This is a genomic window from Paenibacillus sp. FSL P2-0173 (assembly GCF_038008045.1).
GTDB lineage: Bacteria > Bacillota > Bacilli > Paenibacillales > Paenibacillaceae > Paenibacillus > Paenibacillus polymyxa_B.
On the sequence record NZ_JBBOYK010000001.1, the window covers coordinates 975,973 to 995,499 of the forward strand.

18 protein-coding genes and 1 tRNA gene are annotated in these 19,527 nt (G+C 47.4%); 7 read left to right on the forward strand and 12 right to left on the reverse strand.

Features of this window, described 5'->3' with window-relative positions; translation table 11 throughout:
- Window positions 1–172: 172 nt before the first annotated feature.
- Entirely contained in the window at window positions 173–607 is a 435-nt protein-coding gene (locus tag MKX30_RS04315; RefSeq protein ID WP_013310932.1) for a CoA-binding protein, read from the reverse strand.
- A 33-nt stretch (window positions 608–640) separates the two neighbouring features.
- Window positions 641–1,933 carry a 3-phosphoshikimate 1-carboxyvinyltransferase gene (aroA, locus tag MKX30_RS04320; protein ID WP_264453599.1) on the reverse strand — a complete coding sequence of 431 codons (1,293 nt, stop codon included), beginning with the start codon at window positions 1,931–1,933 and terminating at the stop codon, window positions 641–643.
- A gap of 269 nt (window positions 1,934–2,202) precedes the next feature.
- Here aroA and MKX30_RS04325 point away from each other — a divergent pair, with 269 nt between their 5' ends.
- Window positions 2,203–2,508, forward strand: coding sequence for a rhodanese-like domain-containing protein (locus tag MKX30_RS04325; protein WP_160790156.1), 306 nt, complete (start codon window positions 2,203–2,205; stop codon window positions 2,506–2,508).
- 246 nt (window positions 2,509–2,754) lie between these two features.
- Here the strand turns inward: MKX30_RS04325 and gndA are convergent, their stop codons facing one another.
- A complete protein-coding gene (gene gndA / locus MKX30_RS04330) occupies window positions 2,755–4,161 on the reverse strand; it encodes an NADP-dependent phosphogluconate dehydrogenase (RefSeq protein WP_013310934.1) in 1,407 nt (468 codons plus the stop codon).
- Between the two features lie 173 nt (window positions 4,162–4,334).
- Entirely contained in the window at window positions 4,335–4,934 is a 600-nt protein-coding gene (locus MKX30_RS04335; protein ID WP_339200343.1) for a hypothetical protein, read from the reverse strand.
- Between the two features lie 279 nt (window positions 4,935–5,213).
- Between MKX30_RS04335 and MKX30_RS04340 the strand changes: the two genes are divergently transcribed.
- Window positions 5,214–5,846 (forward strand): YktB family protein, encoded by a 633-nt coding sequence (locus tag MKX30_RS04340; protein WP_025724011.1) that lies wholly within the window; start codon window positions 5,214–5,216, stop codon window positions 5,844–5,846.
- Window positions 5,847–5,871: 25 nt separating this feature from the next.
- Here the strand turns inward: MKX30_RS04340 and MKX30_RS04345 are convergent, their stop codons facing one another.
- Complete coding sequence (locus MKX30_RS04345; RefSeq protein WP_023989342.1) at window positions 5,872–7,155, reverse strand: MFS transporter; 1,284 nt, start codon at window positions 7,153–7,155, stop codon at window positions 5,872–5,874.
- A 187-nt stretch (window positions 7,156–7,342) separates the two neighbouring features.
- Between MKX30_RS04345 and MKX30_RS04350 the strand changes: the two genes are divergently transcribed.
- Window positions 7,343–8,818: an aminotransferase class I/II-fold pyridoxal phosphate-dependent enzyme gene (locus MKX30_RS04350; protein ID WP_013310938.1), complete on the forward strand. Its 1,476-nt coding sequence runs from the start codon at window positions 7,343–7,345 to the stop codon at window positions 8,816–8,818.
- Between the two features lie 105 nt (window positions 8,819–8,923).
- Here MKX30_RS04350 and MKX30_RS04355 read toward each other — a convergent pair whose 3' ends face one another.
- Both MKX30_RS04355 and MKX30_RS04360 read right to left on the reverse strand, forming a co-directional pair.
- On the reverse strand, window positions 8,924–9,229 hold the full coding sequence (locus MKX30_RS04355) for a DUF1292 domain-containing protein (RefSeq protein WP_007431055.1): 306 nt from the start codon (window positions 9,227–9,229) through the stop codon (window positions 8,924–8,926).
- A 79-nt stretch (window positions 9,230–9,308) separates the two neighbouring features.
- Window positions 9,309–9,866, reverse strand: a complete 558-nt coding sequence (locus MKX30_RS04360) for a hypothetical protein (protein ID WP_023989343.1) — start codon at window positions 9,864–9,866, stop codon at window positions 9,309–9,311.
- A 201-nt stretch (window positions 9,867–10,067) separates the two neighbouring features.
- Between MKX30_RS04360 and MKX30_RS04365 the strand changes: the two genes are divergently transcribed.
- Window positions 10,068–10,826: an MBL fold metallo-hydrolase gene (locus MKX30_RS04365; protein ID WP_341062469.1), complete on the forward strand. Its 759-nt coding sequence runs from the start codon at window positions 10,068–10,070 to the stop codon at window positions 10,824–10,826.
- Between the two features lie 122 nt (window positions 10,827–10,948).
- Here MKX30_RS04365 and MKX30_RS04370 read toward each other — a convergent pair whose 3' ends face one another.
- A complete protein-coding gene (locus MKX30_RS04370; RefSeq protein ID WP_023989345.1) occupies window positions 10,949–11,185 on the reverse strand; it encodes a DUF3892 domain-containing protein in 237 nt (78 codons plus the stop codon).
- Between the two features lie 90 nt (window positions 11,186–11,275).
- Window positions 11,276–11,719, reverse strand: a complete 444-nt coding sequence (locus tag MKX30_RS04375; RefSeq protein WP_023989346.1) for a GNAT family N-acetyltransferase — start codon at window positions 11,717–11,719, stop codon at window positions 11,276–11,278.
- Between the two features lie 141 nt (window positions 11,720–11,860).
- Between MKX30_RS04375 and MKX30_RS04380 the strand changes: the two genes are divergently transcribed.
- Window positions 11,861–11,932, forward strand: a tRNA-Val gene (locus tag MKX30_RS04380).
- Between the two features lie 290 nt (window positions 11,933–12,222).
- On the opposite strand, the gene nirD is transcribed toward MKX30_RS04380, so the two are convergent.
- Together nirD and nirB are read right to left on the reverse strand one after the other, a co-directional pair.
- Window positions 12,223–12,552: a nitrite reductase small subunit NirD gene (gene nirD / locus MKX30_RS04385; RefSeq protein ID WP_025724005.1), complete on the reverse strand. Its 330-nt coding sequence runs from the start codon at window positions 12,550–12,552 to the stop codon at window positions 12,223–12,225.
- 12 nt (window positions 12,553–12,564) lie between these two features.
- Window positions 12,565–14,997 (reverse strand): nitrite reductase large subunit NirB, encoded by a 2,433-nt coding sequence (gene nirB / locus MKX30_RS04390; RefSeq protein WP_028540536.1) that lies wholly within the window; start codon window positions 14,995–14,997, stop codon window positions 12,565–12,567.
- Between the two features lie 446 nt (window positions 14,998–15,443).
- On the opposite strand from nirB, the gene MKX30_RS04395 reads away from it, so the two are divergent.
- Together MKX30_RS04395 and MKX30_RS04400 are read left to right on the forward strand one after the other, a co-directional pair.
- Complete coding sequence (locus tag MKX30_RS04395) at window positions 15,444–16,046, forward strand: ANTAR domain-containing response regulator (protein ID WP_023989349.1); 603 nt, start codon at window positions 15,444–15,446, stop codon at window positions 16,044–16,046.
- Between the two features lie 19 nt (window positions 16,047–16,065).
- Complete coding sequence (locus MKX30_RS04400) at window positions 16,066–17,139, forward strand: anthranilate phosphoribosyltransferase (protein ID WP_023989350.1); 1,074 nt, start codon at window positions 16,066–16,068, stop codon at window positions 17,137–17,139.
- A 127-nt stretch (window positions 17,140–17,266) separates the two neighbouring features.
- Here MKX30_RS04400 and nasC read toward each other — a convergent pair whose 3' ends face one another.
- Window positions 17,267–19,447, reverse strand: a complete 2,181-nt coding sequence (gene nasC / locus MKX30_RS04405; protein ID WP_341062470.1) for an assimilatory nitrate reductase catalytic subunit NasC — start codon at window positions 19,445–19,447, stop codon at window positions 17,267–17,269.
- Window positions 19,448–19,527: the final 80 nt, after the last annotated feature.

Here is a 19,527-nt window from a genome sequence, read left to right on the forward strand (position 1 = left end):
CACTATGAATCCGTCTAGACCATTTTCATCATCAGGCATACATACATTATATGGATTGCTAAAAGTATAATATACTTTACCATATTCCTCATTTCGCACCAAAAACCTTCAACCCTGTGAAGCAAGGGAAGAAGGTTTTCATGTGCGTATAGCACGGGTCACTGATCCTTGTTTATCCTTTACGTACAGCCTGGGTCACTGAGTCCTCCACCTTAATGCAACGATCCATAATAACCGTCATTCCATGCTCCTGCGCAATGTCAGCGGCTTCCTGGCTTATAATCCCCTGTTGAAGCCATAAAATCTTAGCTCCAATAGCTGCTGCTTCACGCGCAACCTCTGCACAGTATTCACTGCGGCGGAATACATTGACCAGCTCCACAGGCTCAGGTACTTCAGCAAGACTGGCATAACAAGTCTCCCCAAGAATCGTTTGCCCTGCCGCCGCAGGGTTAACCGGAATAATCCGGTATCCCCGCTTCTGCATGGCATAAGAAACCATATAAGAGGTTCGATCTGATTTATCAGACAAACCTACAACCGCAATATTGCCTACTTGTTCCAAAATGGTTTTAATCTCTTCTCTCGACGGATTTTCAAAAGCCATCCTGTTCCCTCCTATTCGCATCTTCGTTTGCTTTTATTTTACCCATTCTACAGAAGCACCAAGCGTCGTTAGATGATCAAAATACTGCGGATACGATTTGGCGACATGATGTGCATCCTTGATCACTAACGGCTTCTGTGAACGCAAACCTACAATCGTCAAGGCCATAATAACACGGTGATCAAAATGCGCGTTAATTTCCACGCCACCTTCGACACCCTCCGGTCTGCCATGTACGATAATTTCCGCTTGGCGTTCTTCTACCCGAGCTCCAGCCTTGGTCAGCTCATTCAAATAATCGGTAATGCGGTCACATTCCTTATACCGTAAATTCTCCACGTTATAAAAGCGGGACGTGCCTTCAGCAAATACAGCCGCAGCCACCATTGCAAGCACAGCGTCTGTTGCAGCATCACCGTCAAACTCGACAGCTTTCAATCGGCCATTGCCCTTCACGACAACGGTATCGTTCTCGTGTGTCAGTGGCACTTCCATCATGCGCAGCACATCTACGATAGCGCGTTCTCCCTGTTTGCTCTGCTCTTTAAGACGATGAATGGTAACATCAGAATTCGTTACTGCAGCAGCCGCTAGCACCGCTGCACTCCCTGGATAGTCTCCCTGTACAGTATACGTACGTGGCTGATAGGATTGCCGCCCCGGGACACGGAAAGACATGTAATCATCGCTTGCATGAATGATAATACCAGCCTCTTGCAATACCTCCAGGGTCTGCCCAATGACCACCTTGGATTTCAAGTCATGCAGCACTTCGATTTCACTGTCTTCCTCCAGTAAAGGCGTAAGGAATAGCAAGGCGCTCAAATATTGTGAGCTAACCGAGCCGGACACCTGAATTTTACCGCCCTTCGCCTGACCACCCTGAATACGAATTGGCAACTTACCTTCACGATGATCTACTTCCACACCCAGTTGCCCCAGTGCATCGATTAGATCATCATGTGGTCTCTTACCCAATGAGTCGGGATATGTATTAACAAATGTAACATCCGGACATAGAGATGCAATACCCATCAAAAAACGGAGCACCGCTCCTGCGTTTCCCACATTCAATTCCTTCACAGCTTGAGGATGGCTACCAAAACCTGTAATAACTATTTTTTCATCATCCTCTTCCAGTACTGCACCCAGATCGGCGATACAACGACGCATAGCATCACTGTCTTCACTATGGGCTGGATAATAAATGGTACTTTGTCCCTCAGCAAGTGCCGCAGTGAGCAGATAACGGGTAGTGTAGTTTTTGGAGGATAGGGCCCCAATCTCTCCTTGCAAGGAAGGGGTAGGTCTAACGATAACATCCATAATGTACATGCTCCTTTTCGGTTCAAACCATCCTATTTTACGTTAATTATACAAGTTGTAGCATTCATTTCTCCACCCAAAAAATAAGAAATATTAATCTAGGTCGCCCGAGTGAATCCCGTCGGTTAATTAATCTATACCTGCCTTTAGGATTAAGCCAATTGACAGCCTAGAGATAGCTTAGCTATCATACATAGAGTATGTGTGACATTTTGCACACATCAAAAACATACGCAGCACCCATTATTTATCAGAAAAGAGGTCCGGCCATGACGCAAATCGCCCTGATTGAACCTTCTGAGTTGCGCGCACGTCTGCAAGCAGGAGAGCAATTGCAATTAATCGACGTCCGCGAAGCGGAAGAAGTAGCGGAAGGCATGATTGAAGGTGCCAAGCACATTCCGCTCGGACAACTTCCGGGTCGTCTTGAAGAAATTGAACGCACCGGTGAAATTATCTTTATTTGCCGGAGCGGTTATCGCAGTGAACGAGCCTGCGAATATCTACAGCAGCTAGGTTATGAAGGCTGTACTAACATGACCGGCGGCATGCTGCAATGGGCACAGGAGCAATAGAAAACCTACTTAACAAAAGAGACGGGAACTTCCCGTCTCTTTTGTTTTAACTCAAAGCTTAGACGCGGTAATGCATTAAAACGTTCTGTCCCTATCATACCATAGCCTCAAAAGATTACACAATCCTCTACTACCCTAGAATGATATCCATAATTAAAAATTAAAAAACGGAAGCTTCTTCTACCCATAGGGCAAAAAAGCTTCCGTTGTATTACATAATGCTATTCATGCATATCCGTCCGTTCATTAGAACCATTGATGATGGAATACGCCTTCTTTGTCCACACGTTTGAACGTATGGGCACCAAAGTAGTCACGTTGTGCTTGCAGCAGATTTGCTGGCAAACGCTCAGTCCGGTAGCTGTCATAGTATGCAAGCGCGCTGGAGAAGCCAGGCACTGGAATACCTTGAGATACAGCTACGGAAATCACTTGACGCCATGCATCTTGATACGTTTCAACTACATTTTTGAAGTAAGAATCCAGTAACAGGTTTTTCAAGGCAGGGTCGCGGTCATATGCATCCTTGATGTTTTGCAGGAATTGCGAGCGGATAATGCAACCGCCGCGGAAGATCATAGCGATTTTTCCGTATTTCAAATCCCAATCATATTCATCGGAAGCTGCACGCATTTGAGCGAAACCTTGAGCATAGGACACAATTTTACTTGCAAACAGTGCTTTACGTACGCTTTCGATAAATTCTTTTTTGTCGCCACTGAAGGACTCAGCATTAGGACCGCTCAGCACTTTGCTTGCCGCAATGCGCTCGTCTTTCATAGCAGACAAGAAGCGGGAGAATACGGATTCGGTAATCATGGACAATGGCACACCCAGATCCAAAGCGCTTTGGCTTGTCCATTTACCTGTACCTTTTTGACCAGCAGCATCCAAGATAACGTCTACCATTGGCTTGCCTGTTTCAGCATCGTATTGGGAGAAGATGTCAGCTGTAATTTCGATCAGGTAGCTGTCCAGTTCCCCTTTATTCCATTCCGTGAAGATTTCATGAAGCTCTTCCGCATTCACGTTCAGGACTGATTTTAACAGGTGATAAGCTTCACCGATCAATTGCATGTCGCCGTACTCGATACCGTTATGCACCATTTTTACATAGTGACCAGCACCGTCGGGACCGATATATGTACAGCATGGGTCGCCTTCCACTTTGGCAGAGATTGCCGTCAGAATCGGCTCTACCAGTTTATAGGCACTTTCTTGTCCACCTGGCATAATAGCAGGACCATTCAAGGCACCTTCTTCACCACCGGATACGCCTGTACCAATAAAGCGAAGTCCTTTTTCCTCCAGCTCCTTGCTGCGGCGCTGTGTATCAGGGAAGTAGGCATTGCCTCCGTCTATAATAATGTCGCCCTTGTCCAGATGAGGCACAAGCTGTTCAATCGTGGCATCTGTAGCTTTACCAGCTTGAACCATGATCAGGATTTTACGGGGTGACTCCAATGAGTTCACAAATTCTTCAATAGAGAAAGTACCCGTCAGTTTTTTACCTTCTGCTTCTTTGATAAGATCGTGCGTTTTTTCTGGAGAGCGATTAAAAACCGAGACGGTGAAGCCTCTGCTCTCAATATTAAGGGCTAAATTCTTACCCATTACCGCCAGGCCGATCACACCAATTTGCTGTTTTGCCATCTGGTTCCTCATCCTTTGCAACATATTTTGTCTTCTACATCGCCGCTTTACCGCATTACACTTTATGTGAATCGGAACACGTGCACTTCTATTTTAACGTTTTTGGTGTCAGAAGTGAACCCCTGTCTATTCACAGATCAAAACACCCCATTTTCATGAGGTGTTCAGATGTATTACACTTCCATCATCAACAGTTGGTGGGATAGCGTTTGCAGGCGTTCATGGCAATTCCCGATTTTAGCTGTATCTCCCGCTGTCATCGCTGTGAACAGTTTCTCCAATTCATCGTCTACTTCCATTTTGAGCAGCAGCAGCCGGGTTTCCCCTTCATTGGAAGCGTACATATCCTCCATTTCCTGTGCGGACAGCACCGGTCCTTTCTGATAAATGACACGCTGCTTAAAGCCTGTAACCTCGACCAGACGAATAACCTCACCGAACAAAATATTTTCTACTAAAATATGATGATCCTTAACTCTTTTGACAATGGCATGACCTCGGGTGCTTCCAATCAGCTTCTCCAACCACTCAGCCAGCTTGGCATCGCGGATTACATAATCTCCAGCCAACTTGTAGTGTCCTGTGCGCAGCTGTTGAAAACGGAGCTTCACCAGCTTGCGCCCGGTTCTCACCGACAAAACCAGGTACGACTCATCCTCGCTCCAGTACAGCGAATACCCTTCCGATATCAAATCCTTGATCAGATTATGGATATGCCGACGGCTAAACCGGAGCTCTAGATTGCAATATTCTACCTCACAGCCCTTGTTCACGGCATTCCCTCCTTTTTCAAGTCCGATTCAAGAAGTCCGGCTACAGCAAGCCTGCGGCTTTCCCGCTTGATCTTCCCTTGCTCTATTTTATACTTCATTTTATGTAAGGGTACTTGGTTATTTGACCTATTTTTATGAGTAACAGCGCACAATCCTACTTTTGCCTTATATGCTTGTTTCAAACCTGGTCTAAAGTCGGCCACGCCCGGCGGCATTATGCTATAATCGGACATATTACGCCACACGACATGGCCTAACCCAGTTACAGGAGGAAAAGGAATGACATTTAGTGGATTTACTGCAAAGGACTTCGATGTTTTTGAAATACCGGGGTTGGAGCCTCGTATGGAAGTGCTGATTCAGCAGGTTCGGCCCAAGCTGGAGGCAATTGGCGAGGAATTGGCCCCGTTCCTGACAGACTTATGTGGGGAGCCTATGCACGTTCACGTTGCCAAGCATGCACGACGGAAAGTCAATCCCCCCAAAGATACTTGGGTTGCCTGGGCGGCAAACAAGCGCGGATACAAGGCGCTGCCGCATTTTGAGGTAGGCATGTTCGCTTCCCATCTTTTCGTCATCTTCGCAATTATTTATGAAAGCCCGAACAAAGCTACATTTGCCCAGGCGCTCGAAGCCAACCTGAGTGATGTACGTTCTAACCTACCGGATCATTTTTACTGGTCCATGGATCATATGGCTCCAGAAGGCACAGAACAACAACACATGGATAATGAAGATTTTCAAACGATCATCCACAAGCTGCAACAGGTAAAAAAAGCGGAGGTCATGTGTGGAATCCGTATTGACCGAGAAGATCCACTCGCCAGCGACGGGGCTGCATTATTACAGGCTGTGCGTTCTACCTTTGAGCATTTACTGCCGCTGTACCGAATGTCTTTCTCGAAAGAGTAGCCCTCGCCGCTTTTCAAGGTGCTGTTCAGGCCTCCACAGTCTTCCTGCGTGGATTACGCGCCAGAGCCAGGTGGCAGCCAAACATGAGCAGCATCACGACCCCACTGATGATAAATGGTGCTGTGTGTCCGGCACGGTCCCATAGCACTCCTGAAACGAGCGGGCCTATAACCATGCCGGAGCCTTGAAGTGTTAAAAAAAAGCCCCATACCGTTGCTCGCTCGCTTTCCGGAATCAGTCGGGCAAGAAATGTGTTCCATGCAGGCAAAATGAGCGCATATCCCAAACCAATAAGCGCTACGGATACAAACACCAGCGGAATAGAGCGAACGATTGAAAAGAGAAACAGTGTAATTCCGGCTAGCAAAAAACCAACATGTAGAAAATACTCCGTTCCAAGTCGGTCGACCAACTTGCCGCAAGGGATCAGTGCCAGCACAGTCACCCCACCGCCTGCAATCAGGAGGACGCTGTACAGGTTTGGTGAAATCCCGAGGTCCGTCCGAGCGTATAGCGTCAGTACCGGGCTGATTAAACCGATAACAAAAGACTGCAAAAACAGCGCCGGGTAAATTAACGGATTGACGTTAAGCTTTGTTTTGAGCACGCCAATCGTCTCCTGGATTCCTTTCAGAACTCCCCGCTTCTGCTTTATGTGCCCATCAGACGACACTAGAGCGCTCTGTTCGAGGTCACCTTTGTTAGCAGACCTTTTCGGTCCTGGCAGCATGAGAGCAACCAACAACAATACAACACTGCATCCTATCAAAATCATGAACACCATGCCGTAAGAATGCCCATAGTGGGATATGGCGAAGTTCATAATGAGCGGACCCAATCCCGTTCCGCCCATAGACGCAATTTCCAGTGTGCCCATCGCCGCGCCATTGCTGTTATTAGGCCCGGACATTTCGGTCGTTCCGGTCATAACACAAGGCCAGAGCGGAGAAGTACCCAGACCGAGCAGCAGACACGCGACGACGAGCCACACGGGCTCTGACAGTACGCTCAGCATAATAATAGCTACAAGCGTAAACAACAGTGCGGTCGACATCGTTCCACGGTAACCAAGCCGTTCAGCCATCCAGCCCGCCGGTGCCCGGAACGCATTGTCTCCAAAATATTGAAGTGAAAAGGCTAAACCAATAATCCCGGCTGACAAACCAAGCGTTTCTCCCATATATACCGGAAGGATGGATACCAGAAGAGATCCTTTCATAAATTCGACTAGAAATACCAAAACCCACAATTTGCTAAAAAAAGGAGTCCACAGCCGCTGCGGAGCTTCTTTTCGTCCTTTTTGCCACATCTAATCCACATCCTCCACCTTCGTTTTTTGGCTATAAAGACCGGGTTCTCCGCCTACTCCACTCTTTCGCAAATAAATGCGCCCTCAATCGCTTGCATTCCTACTTCAAACTGCTATACTCAATTTTGTTCTATTATCACTTGCACAGGATTGTCGAAATCCTGCACGAAAGGTTGTGACAACACTAATGAATCAAAGCAACACCCCGCTTTTTACTGCTTTGAAGAAGCACGCTCAGAGCAACCCGGTTCAATTTCACATCCCAGGTCATAAAAAGGGAGTCGGAGCAGATCCGGAATTTCGCGAATTTATGGGGGATAATGCCTTTTCCATAGATATGATCAACATCGCTCCATTGGACGATCTGCATCAACCAACAGGTGTCATCGAAGAAGCCCAAAAGCTTGCAGCAGATGCCTTCGGAGCAGATTATACTTACTACAGTGTACAGGGGACAAGCGGAGCCATCATCACCATGATTATGTCCATTTGCTTGCCAGGTGATAAAATTATTGTACCCAGAAACGTACACAAATCTATAATGTCTGCCATTATCTTTGCTGGTGCAAAACCAGTATTCATTTCTCCAGTCAGTGATGAAAATCTCGGTATTCACCACGGGGTTACAACCAAGTCCGTACGCCGGGCATTGGAACGCCACCCTGACGCCAAGGGCGTCCTTGTTATCAACCCGACATATTACGGTGTGTGCGCCGACTTAAAAGAAATTGTAGATCTCGCTCACAGCTATAATGTGCCGGTCCTGGTCGATGAGGCTCACGGGGTACTGATTCATTTTCATCCTGATCTACCGATGTCCGCCATGGAGGCGGGAGCAGACATGTCAGCTACAAGTGTCCACAAGCTGGGCGGTTCCTTGACACAAAGCTCGATCTTGAATGTAAATACGAAAAACGGATACGTTAACCCACAACGTGTACAAACGATTTTCAGTATGCTGACAACGACATCCACTTCGTATCTCCTGTTGGCTTCCTTGGACACATCCCGACGCAACCTAGCACTTAACGGTCATGAAATAGCACAACGAGCCCTTGATTTGGCTGAATATTGCCGCTCAGAGGTTAACAAGATTGAAGGACTATATTGCTTTGGTAGTGAAATTCTCGGCACGGAAGCTACCTACGATTATGATCCAACCAAAATTACGGTTCATATCCGTCATTTAGGTCTTACCGGATACGATGTCGAAAATTGGCTGAGAGATCACTACAATATCGAGGTTGAGCTTAGCGATATGTACAATATTCTCTGTTTGGTGACCCCTGGTGATACCAAAGAGGAAATTGAAATTTTGTTGAAAGCTCTGCGTGAGCTGGCTTCTCTGCACTATTCCACAGGTCAGGAGCATGAACTGGTTGTAAAGATACCGGATATTCCTCAGCTCTCCCTTATTCCAAGAGACGCTTTTTATGGAGATACGGAAATCGTGCCTTTCAAGGAATCTGCTGGCCGCATTATTGCAGAATTCATTTATGTGTATCCACCTGGTATTCCGATCTTACTGCCAGGAGAAGTTATTTCGCAGGACAATATTGATTATATTGTTGATCATGTAGAAGTAGGCCTGCCTGTTAAAGGACCTGAGGACCGAACAGTACATCAGGTGAAGGTTATCGTCGAGACTGACGCTATTTCATAATATTGAACTGTCAACACATGCTTACAAAATATGTTGATAGCCAACAAAAAAAGCCCCCATTTGGGGGCTTTTTCTTAAAGAGCTATGCAGCTGCTACATCCAATTCTATTCGTATTGGGCAACAAGCTCGCTATATGCGGCTTCTACACGTTTCCACTCATCTTCGTCCTCAATATTGTAAAGCACCATTTCTTCGTTTTCTTCTTCCATACGAAGAATAATGCCATCCGCTTCGGGATTGCCTCGCTCAAGCAGAAGAGCATAAACGTGATCTTCTACGTCAAAGGTCTCTACCAGCACCATTTCTACATCTTTACCATTTTCATCAGTTAGCGTAAGAACCATTTCTTCATGTTCGTGGTCATGATCGTGGTTGCAGGCTTCACCGTGTTCATGTTTGTGATCACTCATGGAAATACCTACCTTCAAATTGTTTTATTTTCCCCCGTATCGTAACATGATCAAGGGTGCAGGTCAATTTGTGGTATGCCTAATTTATCGCTGTAATGACTTTTTCGGACACCAGGGTATAGCTGCCGTCTTTGCTCTCTTTAATGTAGAAACCAACCCGGTAATTCCCTGCTGTTTTGAAATCATACGTAAAGTCGTTCGTACGGAACCAGAAGTTATCCTTTTGCGCTCCTTTGATATCTTGGGACTGAATATCCTTCACGTTGCCTGAAGGGTCGGTGATCGCTACCTTCACTCCAGAGATATCTGTTTTCAAGGTATCAATTTGACTGAATACATTAAATTTCACTTTATTGCCTTTATTCACGTTACCAAACACCGTATCTCCCTTGAACAGGAACATATGCACGTTAGGCTGGTCGAAAACAACTTTTCCACCGGATGGATCAAAATTTACAAGTCCGTTAAAATCACGGATGGGCACATAGGTTTTCCCATCAATGACAACTGCGCCATCTTTTGACACTTCTCCATTAATAATCAACTGCACTTGGTCCTTGGCGGATTCCGCCGAAATGGCGGTCCCTCCCATTATTGAAAAGGCCATCACTAGGGCCATCACTTTTCTCCATTTCATCACTACTAATCCCTCCATCGTTATCTGTTTAAAACCTTCTGTCGTACATTTATACCTAGCTCAGCCGCACAAGTTGCGCTGTGTTTCACAAATTGTCCAAAGTTTTTACATAAGGAGCCAAATCTTTAGTTCCAGCAGCATAGGTGATAAAATACGACTGTAGAATGTCCTAGTACACAAAGTCCGGAGGGATAATCCATAATGAGCCTAACGATACAAATGCTTGGCACAGGCAGTGCCTTTGCCAAGCATTATTACAACAACAACGCGCTGCTGGACAGCGGAGAAGGCAAACTGCTGATCGATTGCGGTACAACCGCTTCTTTAGCATTACACCAAATGGGCGTCCCTTTGCCTGATATTGGCGCAATTTTAATCACACATATTCACGCAGATCATGTCGGAGGTTTGGAGGAATTCGGTTTTCAAATGAACATTCTCCATCGTCGCAAGCCTCTACTTTATATCGCCGAACCACTAATCCACCCTTTGTGGGAACATACGCTCAAGGGCGGAATGTCACAGCAAGGTATGATTGACAAGCTTGAAGATGTATTCGAGGTAAACGTAATAACGCCTGGTGTACCCACTACATTAGTATCGGGTATCCAGGTGGAGCTAATCCCTACAAGGCATATTCCGGGTAAAAACAGTTATTCAATATTCATTAATGACCGCCTTTTTTATAGTGCAGATATAATTTTTGACCCTGATTTGCTTCATCATCTGGTGCATGAACGAGGATGTCGGAGTATTCTGCACGAGGTTCAATTACAAGGCGCTGGAGAAGTCCATACGACGTTGGACGAGCTGCTAAGCTTGGCGCCATCTCTTCAAGAGCGGATTCATCTGATGCACTATAGTGATGATATGGAACAATTCAGGGAGAAAGCAGGAGTCATGTCCTTTCTGGAGCAGCAACGAGTATATCAACTTACAGAGTTGGAACGTGCAGAGTAGCATGCTAAATACAGTTTGAACAATTAACAAAAAGCCGCCTGGCTTTCCTACAAAGGATAGCCAGGCGGCTTGCTGTTCTTGAATATAATGATGAACTTGTATTCTAATGTTGCGAGTTAAGGTCAGAACAATGGCAGTTGATCCAGGTTATTAGATGGATCTCCATCGGCATCTCCACGAATTCGTTTGCTTCCATCCTTGGCCTTGAAAACGTTAACGCCTGCAATTGAGCCTGCTTCAATCTCGTTCAATGCTTGGTTATAATCTAAAACCCGACCGGTAGATGTCTGAAAAGACGTAAGGTCGCCATCCCCGTCTTTACGTACTGCTGTAATTTGCTCTCGTTCTGTATCAGCCATACTGTATCGCTCCTTATCCATAGTATTATAGTGGAGGAACTTTTACTAGCATGCACATTGTACAGATTTGTATGCACCTTACGCTGTCGACTACAACTTTTTGCGCATACGTACATGCGGTATTCCCGCATCGTCAAAAGGTTCATCGGAGATCGTCTCATAACCGAGCTTTTCGTAAAACCTCTCGGCTTGGCATTGGGCATCTAGCAGCGAGTATCTTAACCCCAATTCACGTGCACGTTCCTCCAGTGCTAGCAGTAATACACGTCCATAGCCTGCGGCACGATGCTCCTTGAGAACGGCAATACGTTGCATTTTAGCTGTATCTTCCTCATAGTATGTCAATCGACCAGTGGCCACCATTTCACCATGTTCACAAATTAGCAAATGATGGGCCGTATCTCCCAGCTTGTCATAATGGTCAATTTCTAAATCAAGAGGAACCTTTTGCTCTTCGACAAACACTTTGGTACGGATCGATATTGCCTCTTGTAGCTGTTCCTCTGTTGTTACACTTATAATTTCTGCGGCCATCATCTGTTCCCCCTATCATTAATTCCAAATTGCAAACTCGCTAAATTCGAATTATATATATAAATGATCATGAAGTACAGGCTGACTTCTATTTTTTCACTTTACATATATGGTTAATACATGATATTATCTAGTAACCGCAGGACGGTAGCTCAGCGGGAGAGCATTATCTTGACAGGGTAAGGGTCATGGGTTCGATCCCCATCCGTCCTATTCGTCAAAAGCCTTGATTCTCAAGGCTTTTTTTATTTGTCTAGAGATAAAGCGAGTTATCCTAAGAAAAGAAGATAGGTCATTGACTAAGATTTAGCAATAACCTATTTTTTAATTTAAATCATACATATAAGATAAAAAAGCCGCCCGAAAAAATAGGGTCGACTTTTCTGTATACTCAGATCATTGCACTTTAACAACACCACTTCTTCAACAAAGCCTTTCACCTTGATCCTTCTATTATATAGAAGAAAAAAAGCAGAACCATCAGCACAATACGTATAGAACTCTTAGATTACGATATAAACCGCCCCGCTCTCACTATCAATCTCCGTGGGGTAAGCAGTCACACATCCAGTATCCGGCTCTTGCACCCGGCCAGTGGAAAGGTCAACTTTCCAGTCATGGAGCGGACAATGGACCGCTGAGCCACATATCATTCCTTCGGATAACCGCCCCCCTTTGTGCGGACAACGATTCTCAAGCGCATGCACGCTGCCATCGCTCAGACGGAATACAGCTATCTCTGTATTATGAATGCGAACTGTCCTTGCTCCACGTCGGTCAATTTCGTTCAGATCAGCTATTCTGACTCTGTTGGTTGTCGTATTGGTCTCCATTTTGTCAGCCCCCTATTCCGTTACTGCCTTAAGTTCCGGCAACTGTACAAAATTTTTGCGCAGCTCTTCGTTGTGAATAATTTCGTGCCACGGATCAGTCGTCGTGCTTAACGTCTCTTCAATTCTGGTCACCAGTTGTTTCCTCGTCTCTGCATTCGCGAGTGCCTGTTTGACGGATTCAACTCCGACCCGTTCCACCCAATGGGCTGTGCGTTCGTTCCAATTGGCCTGCTCGCGATAATACTGCAGATAGGCACCGGTCCATTCCATTACTTCATCCTCGGTTTTAACGGTACAAAGCAGTTCAGCTGCCCGAACCTTAATACCGCCGTTACCTCCAACGTAGATCCCCCAGCCACCGTCAATAGCAACGACGCCTAAATCCTTTATCGTCGCTTCAGCGCAGTTACGCGGGCAACCAGATACAGCCAGTTTGACTTTGGATGGCGCATTCAGCCGTTCAAATGCCTTTTCCAACCGAATGCCCATACCCATAGCATCCTGAGTGCCAAAGCGGCAAAAGGTGTTACCTACGCACGTCTTAACCGTTCGCAGCGTCTTTCCATAGGCATATCCAGACGGCATATCCAACTCGGCCCAGATCCCCGGCAAATCCTCCTTTTTCACACCAAGCAGGTCAAGACGTTGGCCACCCGTAAATTTAACCAGAGGCACATTGTATTTTTCTGCGACAGCAGCAATTTTCTTCAGATCGGCAGGTGAAGTAACTCCTCCATAAATGCGGGGCACGACAGAATAGGTGCCATCTTTCTGTATATTGGCATGGTACCGTTCATTCGTGAATCTGGATTCCTTCTCATCCTCATAATCCATCGGCCATACCATACCTAGATAATAATTGAGGGCCGGCCGACATTTCGTGCAACCTTCCGGTTCGTTCCATCCCAGCACATTCATCACTTCTTTCACGCTCTTCAATCCCATCTCCCGAATGCCATCAATGATCGCTTCCCGGTCAAGCGTCGTACAACTACAAATCCCCTCTTTCAGCGTTTCTCCGGCTTCTGCGCCTGCGTATAGCTGTAAGAGTCCCTCCACTAATGGCTTGCAGCCGCCACATGATGCCGATGCCTTCGTACATGCCTTAATCTCCCCGACACTCCGGCAGCCAGCCGCAACCGCCTCTCCAATGTCACCCTTGGATACACCATTACATCCGCATACAATTTCGTCATCAGGCATCTGCTCCAGCATCATGGCGCCACTAGCTTCAGGTTGACCGGGATTGAAGCCAAGTAATAACTCTTTCTCTCGGCCAACCACCGACCCGCCACTTTTGATCAAAGAAAACAGCATGGCTCCGTCAGACGTATCCCCAAACAGAACGGCTCCGATCAGTTTTTCGTCCTTGATCACGATTTTTTTGTAGACGCCGCCAATATCATCCTGATACCGCAGGGAACGTGTTCCCGGTTCATCCTTGTAATGCCCTGCTGAAAACACGTCGACACCCGATACCTTCAACCTTGTAGAAGTGACGGAACCACTGTAGCCGGGAGTCTCCATTCCCGCGAGCCGCTGAGCCAGCACACCACCCTGCTCATATAATGGAGCTACCAGTCCGTAAGTGATTCCCTGGTGTTCTGCACATTCGCCAACGGCGTATATGCCAGGGACATTCGTTTCCATGTAATCATTTACGATGATGCCACGGTTTACAGGAATTCCCGCCGACACCGCCAGTTCAATGTCTGGTCTGATGCCTACCGCCATAACGATCAAGTCTGCTTCCAGCTCACTGCCATCGGCAAATTTCAATCCTTCCACGCGACGACGGCCCGTAATAGCCGCCGTTCGCTTATTGACCAGAAAAGTCATTCCCTGCTCCTCCAGCTCGCGCCGGAGCATAAGGGAAGCAGCCTCATCCAGCTGCCGATCCATAATATATCCGTTAATATGAATAACTGTGACGTCCATCCCCAAGTTAAGCAGCCCCCTAGCTGCCTCTAGCCCAAGCAATCCGCCGCCGATAACAGCTGCTTTTTTGTGCGTCTTTGCCGTCTCCATCATCGTTTCACAGTCACGAATATCCCTAAAACCGATAACACCCTCCTTGTCGGCCCCTGGAAGCGGCAGAATAAAGGCTTTAGAACCTGTTGCCAACAACAACAAATCATAAGAGATGCATACGCCGGAGCGCGACGTCACCTGCTGCTTTTCCGTATTGATGGCTGTGACAGGATCATCGGTATACAATCGAATATTGTTGTCTTCATACCAACTCCAGTCGTTAATGACAATATCCTGCAAACCAGCCCCTCCCGCCAGAACGGAGGACAGCATGATCCGGTTATAGTTTGGATGGGGCTCGGCCCCGAATACCGTAATCTCATAGCTACCTGGTGCAAGCTTCAGCAAATGTTCGAGAGTGCGTATCCCCGCCATTCCGTTGCCGATCAACACTAACTTTTGGATATCGTTCATCAGGTCACTTCCCTTCCATTTGTATCCTCAAAACATAAAAAGCCTGCTTCACATATGGGGATTCAAAATATCCCTCCACATGAGAAAACAGGCTCCATTGCCGTTTCATCGAATACGCCGTTGTATCCATCAGAGTATGGAATTAAAAAGTATTGTAGCTAATATATAATGCTTCAAATGATATGTCAACATTCCTTACGCATTAACTTATAAAAAATTATATTTTATCACCATGTAACATATCTATGACGTATAAAATATCACTCCCCTACAAAATTAGGATTGATTTTCAGTCCAAAACACGCCAAAATGGTTTAAAAGTCCGTTTTAGCTTGATGATGATGAAAAAAATAAGCAGGCAGACAAAATCTTATGTCATATTTGTTATCAATGATTACTATCCCCATCGCTAACTACCCTTCATGTTACAGAGAGGAGGAGCCCGCTTGCGTTCCTTGTTGGTAATTCACTTACATTCTGACTATGTATCTGAGCAGACACACGCCGTTTCCTCATGGCAGGCAGGACCTGAGCACCTTTTAGAGTCCAACGGATACCTAACCCTGCCCTGCCGCAATGAATCTGAAATCAAACAGCTAATTCTTAATGCAGACGCGGCGGTACTAAACATACCTGTCGGCACTATCAGCATATGGAGTGGCAGGCTGGAGCAAGCCAAAGCGATCCCATTGCTCTGGTGGTGCAGCGCAGAATCAGCGCTATCATCGACAGAGGCCTGTGAAGCTGATGTCACTGTCGATGGCATTCTAACCCCTTCTATGGCAGCCCATGAGCTGAATTGGGCTCTTCATTTTAGCGCCAAACGCTTTTTTGAACGCCAGCACTGGCAAAGTGAACGCAAGCAACTGACCGCTCGGCTGGAAGAACGCAAATGGATTGATATGGCGAAAGGAATACTTGGGGAAGTAAACGGTATCCCGGAAGCGGAAGCATATGATGTGCTACGCAAAAAAGCAATGAACGAACGCAAACGTATCGTTGATGTGGCCATCTCCATCGTCAAAGCACAGCAAATGCTAAAAGCATAAATCTGAAAGGGGTCCGAACATGAATATCATTGAAATATTAAAAGAAGTTGGTCGCGGCAAAAGGGGCGCCCGGGATCTGAATTACGCCGAAGCCGAAGCTGCTGCCGAACTTATTATGACCCAGTCAGCAACCCCTGCTCAAATCGGAGCTTTCTTTGCCGCGGAGCGCATTAAAATGGAGAGTGTTGCCGAGTTGGAAGCATTTGTAAACATCTGCCGTAAATATACCCATCGCTTTCCGATGCAGGAAGGGATTGATTTCGCCGGTCCGTACGATGGCAGAAAGTCTTCATTTATCGCCACCTTCGCAACGGCCTTTCTACTCGCCTCATGCGGAATTCCTGTAACGATGCATGGCAGTGCACCTCTCCCTCCCAAATGGGGTGTTACGCTCCCGCTTTTACTGCAGGAAATGGGGGTAACGTCCCGGAACATGACACGTGAAACCGCCATTCATGCCGCGAAGCTGACTGGTGTACTGTTCGTTGCCTCCGAACAGTGGTGCGCGCCCCTGCGAGATATGCGGCCCATTCGCGAAGAGCTGGGGCTTCGCACAGTGCTGAATACTGCCGAGAAACTGGTTGATTACGGTTCTTCCCCGTATATTGTATTCGGCGTTTTCCACAATACTGTGTTCGAGAAGACGGCAAAACTCATGCAAAATCTGAATTACCGCAGGGCTCTGATCGTCCAGGGGAGCGAAGGATCGGAGGATCTGTTCATCGATCGGCCGACCCGGACTTACCTGCTTGCTAACGGCGAGGTATCACTACAGGTTATTGATCCGGAAATGTACGGGCTGGATTCGGTGGTACCCGAGCATAACTGGACCCCCACTGAACAACTACGCATTACGGAGGAAGTGCTACAAGGCACAGCTTCTATAGCCTTTTCGAATCAAGTGTTACTCAACAGTGCGGTCCGACTGTTCGTTGCAGGGCGAGTCGACTCCATAGAGGAAGGTTTGTATACCTGCAAACCGCTGCTAGAAAACGGGGACGCCTGGGGTTTGTATTGTCACTGGCGGGAAGCTATGCTCAGAAAAGAAATAAAAACAGGAGCAAGCAGATCCGAAACCCGAATGCATTTATAATTATTGGCGTCACGCAGTCTAGGGATTGCGGGCCCTAAACTGTCCAACCCAAAAAGGCCAGCTCCCTCACTCATGCAAAGGGGGCTGGCCTTTTATGCAAAGAAAAAGTCACTTACTCAGTCCTGCTCTAGAACTCAGACCATTCCCCATTATCTGCACTGGTCGCGGCTACGGCCAGGTGAAGGGGACGGATGCGTACAGCAGCCGTTTTGAAGCCAGGCATCCGGCAGAACGGATCAAGATCGGGTCGGGTCGCCCGATTTACATTTTGTATCCCACCCCAATGCATGGGCACGAAGAGCGTATCTTCGCGGATATGTGGTTTGATCCGGCTGCGGACAGTGAAGCTACCGCGCTGTGATGCTATTTCTACCCACTCCCCGTCCCTGATATGCCAGCGTCGCGCTGTCCGCGGATGAATTTCCACATAATTTTCAATCTCTCGCGCGGCCAGCGACGGACTTCTGCGCGTTTGTGCACCGGTCAAATAGTGAGCCAGCACGCGGCCGTTCGTCAAAATAAGCGGGTACTCCTCTGATATCTCCTCTCCTGCTCCACAGCTTTCAACCACCGTAAAAACAGCCTTTTGATCGGAATGGGCAAAGGTTTCCCGAAACATCGTATCCATACCGGCTCTGTCCGTAGACGGGCATGGCCAATATACCCCTTCTTCACGACGCAACCTGTCATATGTGATCCCATAATAATCGGCAGGACCGCCCCGGCTGGCAAGCCGCAGTTCTTCAAAGATATGCTCAGCATCCCTGTACGAGAAATAGCTGCCCTTGTTTAGCTTTGCAGCTACCTGACACAAAATGTTCCAGTCATCTCTAGCCTCGCCTGGTGCGGACCTCGCCGCTTCCCGTAGCAGAACGCGGCCCTCCAGATTGGTCATCGTCCCCGTATTCTCCAAATAAGACGTCACAGGCAAAACAACGTCGGCCATCCGCGCGGTTTCAGTGAGAAACATATCCGCCACAACCAGCAGATTCAGCTTTTTGAGGGCTTCCTCCACCAGCCGGACATTCGGGTTAGATACAACAGGATTAGAGCCCATCACGAACAAAGCTTGGATTTCTCTCTGATGGACAAGCTCCATCATTTCATAGGCGGACACTCCCTTACCCGGTAAACTGCTTGGTTTTACTCCCCACACGGACGCCACATAGGCTCGATCTTCTTCATCCTCAATCGATCTGTAACCAGGAAGCTGGTCAGCCTTTTGGCCGTGCTCTCGCCCCCCTTGCCCGTTTCCCTGACCTGTAATAGCTCCATAACCGCACCCTTCCCTTCCAATCTTGCCAGTGGCCAGCACCAGATTAAGAAATGCACGCACCGCCATATGTCCATCTGTCTGCTGTTCAACACCCCTGGCCGTAAAAACGATGCCGGTCTCCACACTGCCAAAGGCATGTGCTGCCTGCCGGATCATTTCTACTTCAATTCCACACAGCGCAGCTGATTCGTTCAGATCCACACCCTTCAAATGAGTCAACAGCTGATCATAGCCGTTGGTCCGCTTGCGGATAAACTCTTCATTCGCAAATCCTTCGTCCATGATGACCTTTAGCATGGCATTGGCCAGTACAGCATCCATACCTGGCTTGATTTGCAGGTGCAGATCGGCGGCCGCCGCCGTTGGCGTCACGCGCGGGTCAATTACAATGACAAACGCGCCGTTTTCCTTCGCCTGATGAAAATAAGGCATTAAGGTCGGCTGGCATTCAGCGATATTCGTGCCTGCAAGCACAATACAACGAGCCAACGGAATATCAGCTAGTCTGCAGGTCAGTCCGCGATCAACGCCAAACACTTCACTGCCAGCGGATGCCGCTGCCGACATGCAGAAGCGCCCGTTATAATCGATATATCGCGTACCTACAGCCACCCTGGCAAATTTACCGAGTAAATAAGTCGTTTCATTGGAGAGTGAACCTCCACCGTAAATTCCGATTGCATCGGGACCCTGTGTGGACAGTAGCGTAGAGAAACTGCTAGCTATAGTATCCAACGCCTCCTCCCACTTGACGGGAACAAGTTTGCCCTCTTTGCGTATGAGGGGCTGTACCAGCCTTTCCGCATGAGTCGCATGCTGATGCGCATTCATTCCCTTGATGCACAGCCTACCCTGCGAGGCTGCATTAGCCTTCCCTTCCGCCTTATACACTGTACGGATGATACCCGCAAGTGTCTCCGTACCCGCACTAACGGTCATCTTACATTGCACGCTGCAAAACGGGCACTGCGTATCCATTACTGACGATACATGTAGCCCAGCTTCCGGTTTGCCTTCTCCTGACTGACACATCAAAGTCACCTCCCCTTCGCCATTTTTCGGAATTTTATTGTCTGCACACGATAGAATATCGCCACAACTGAACTCAACCC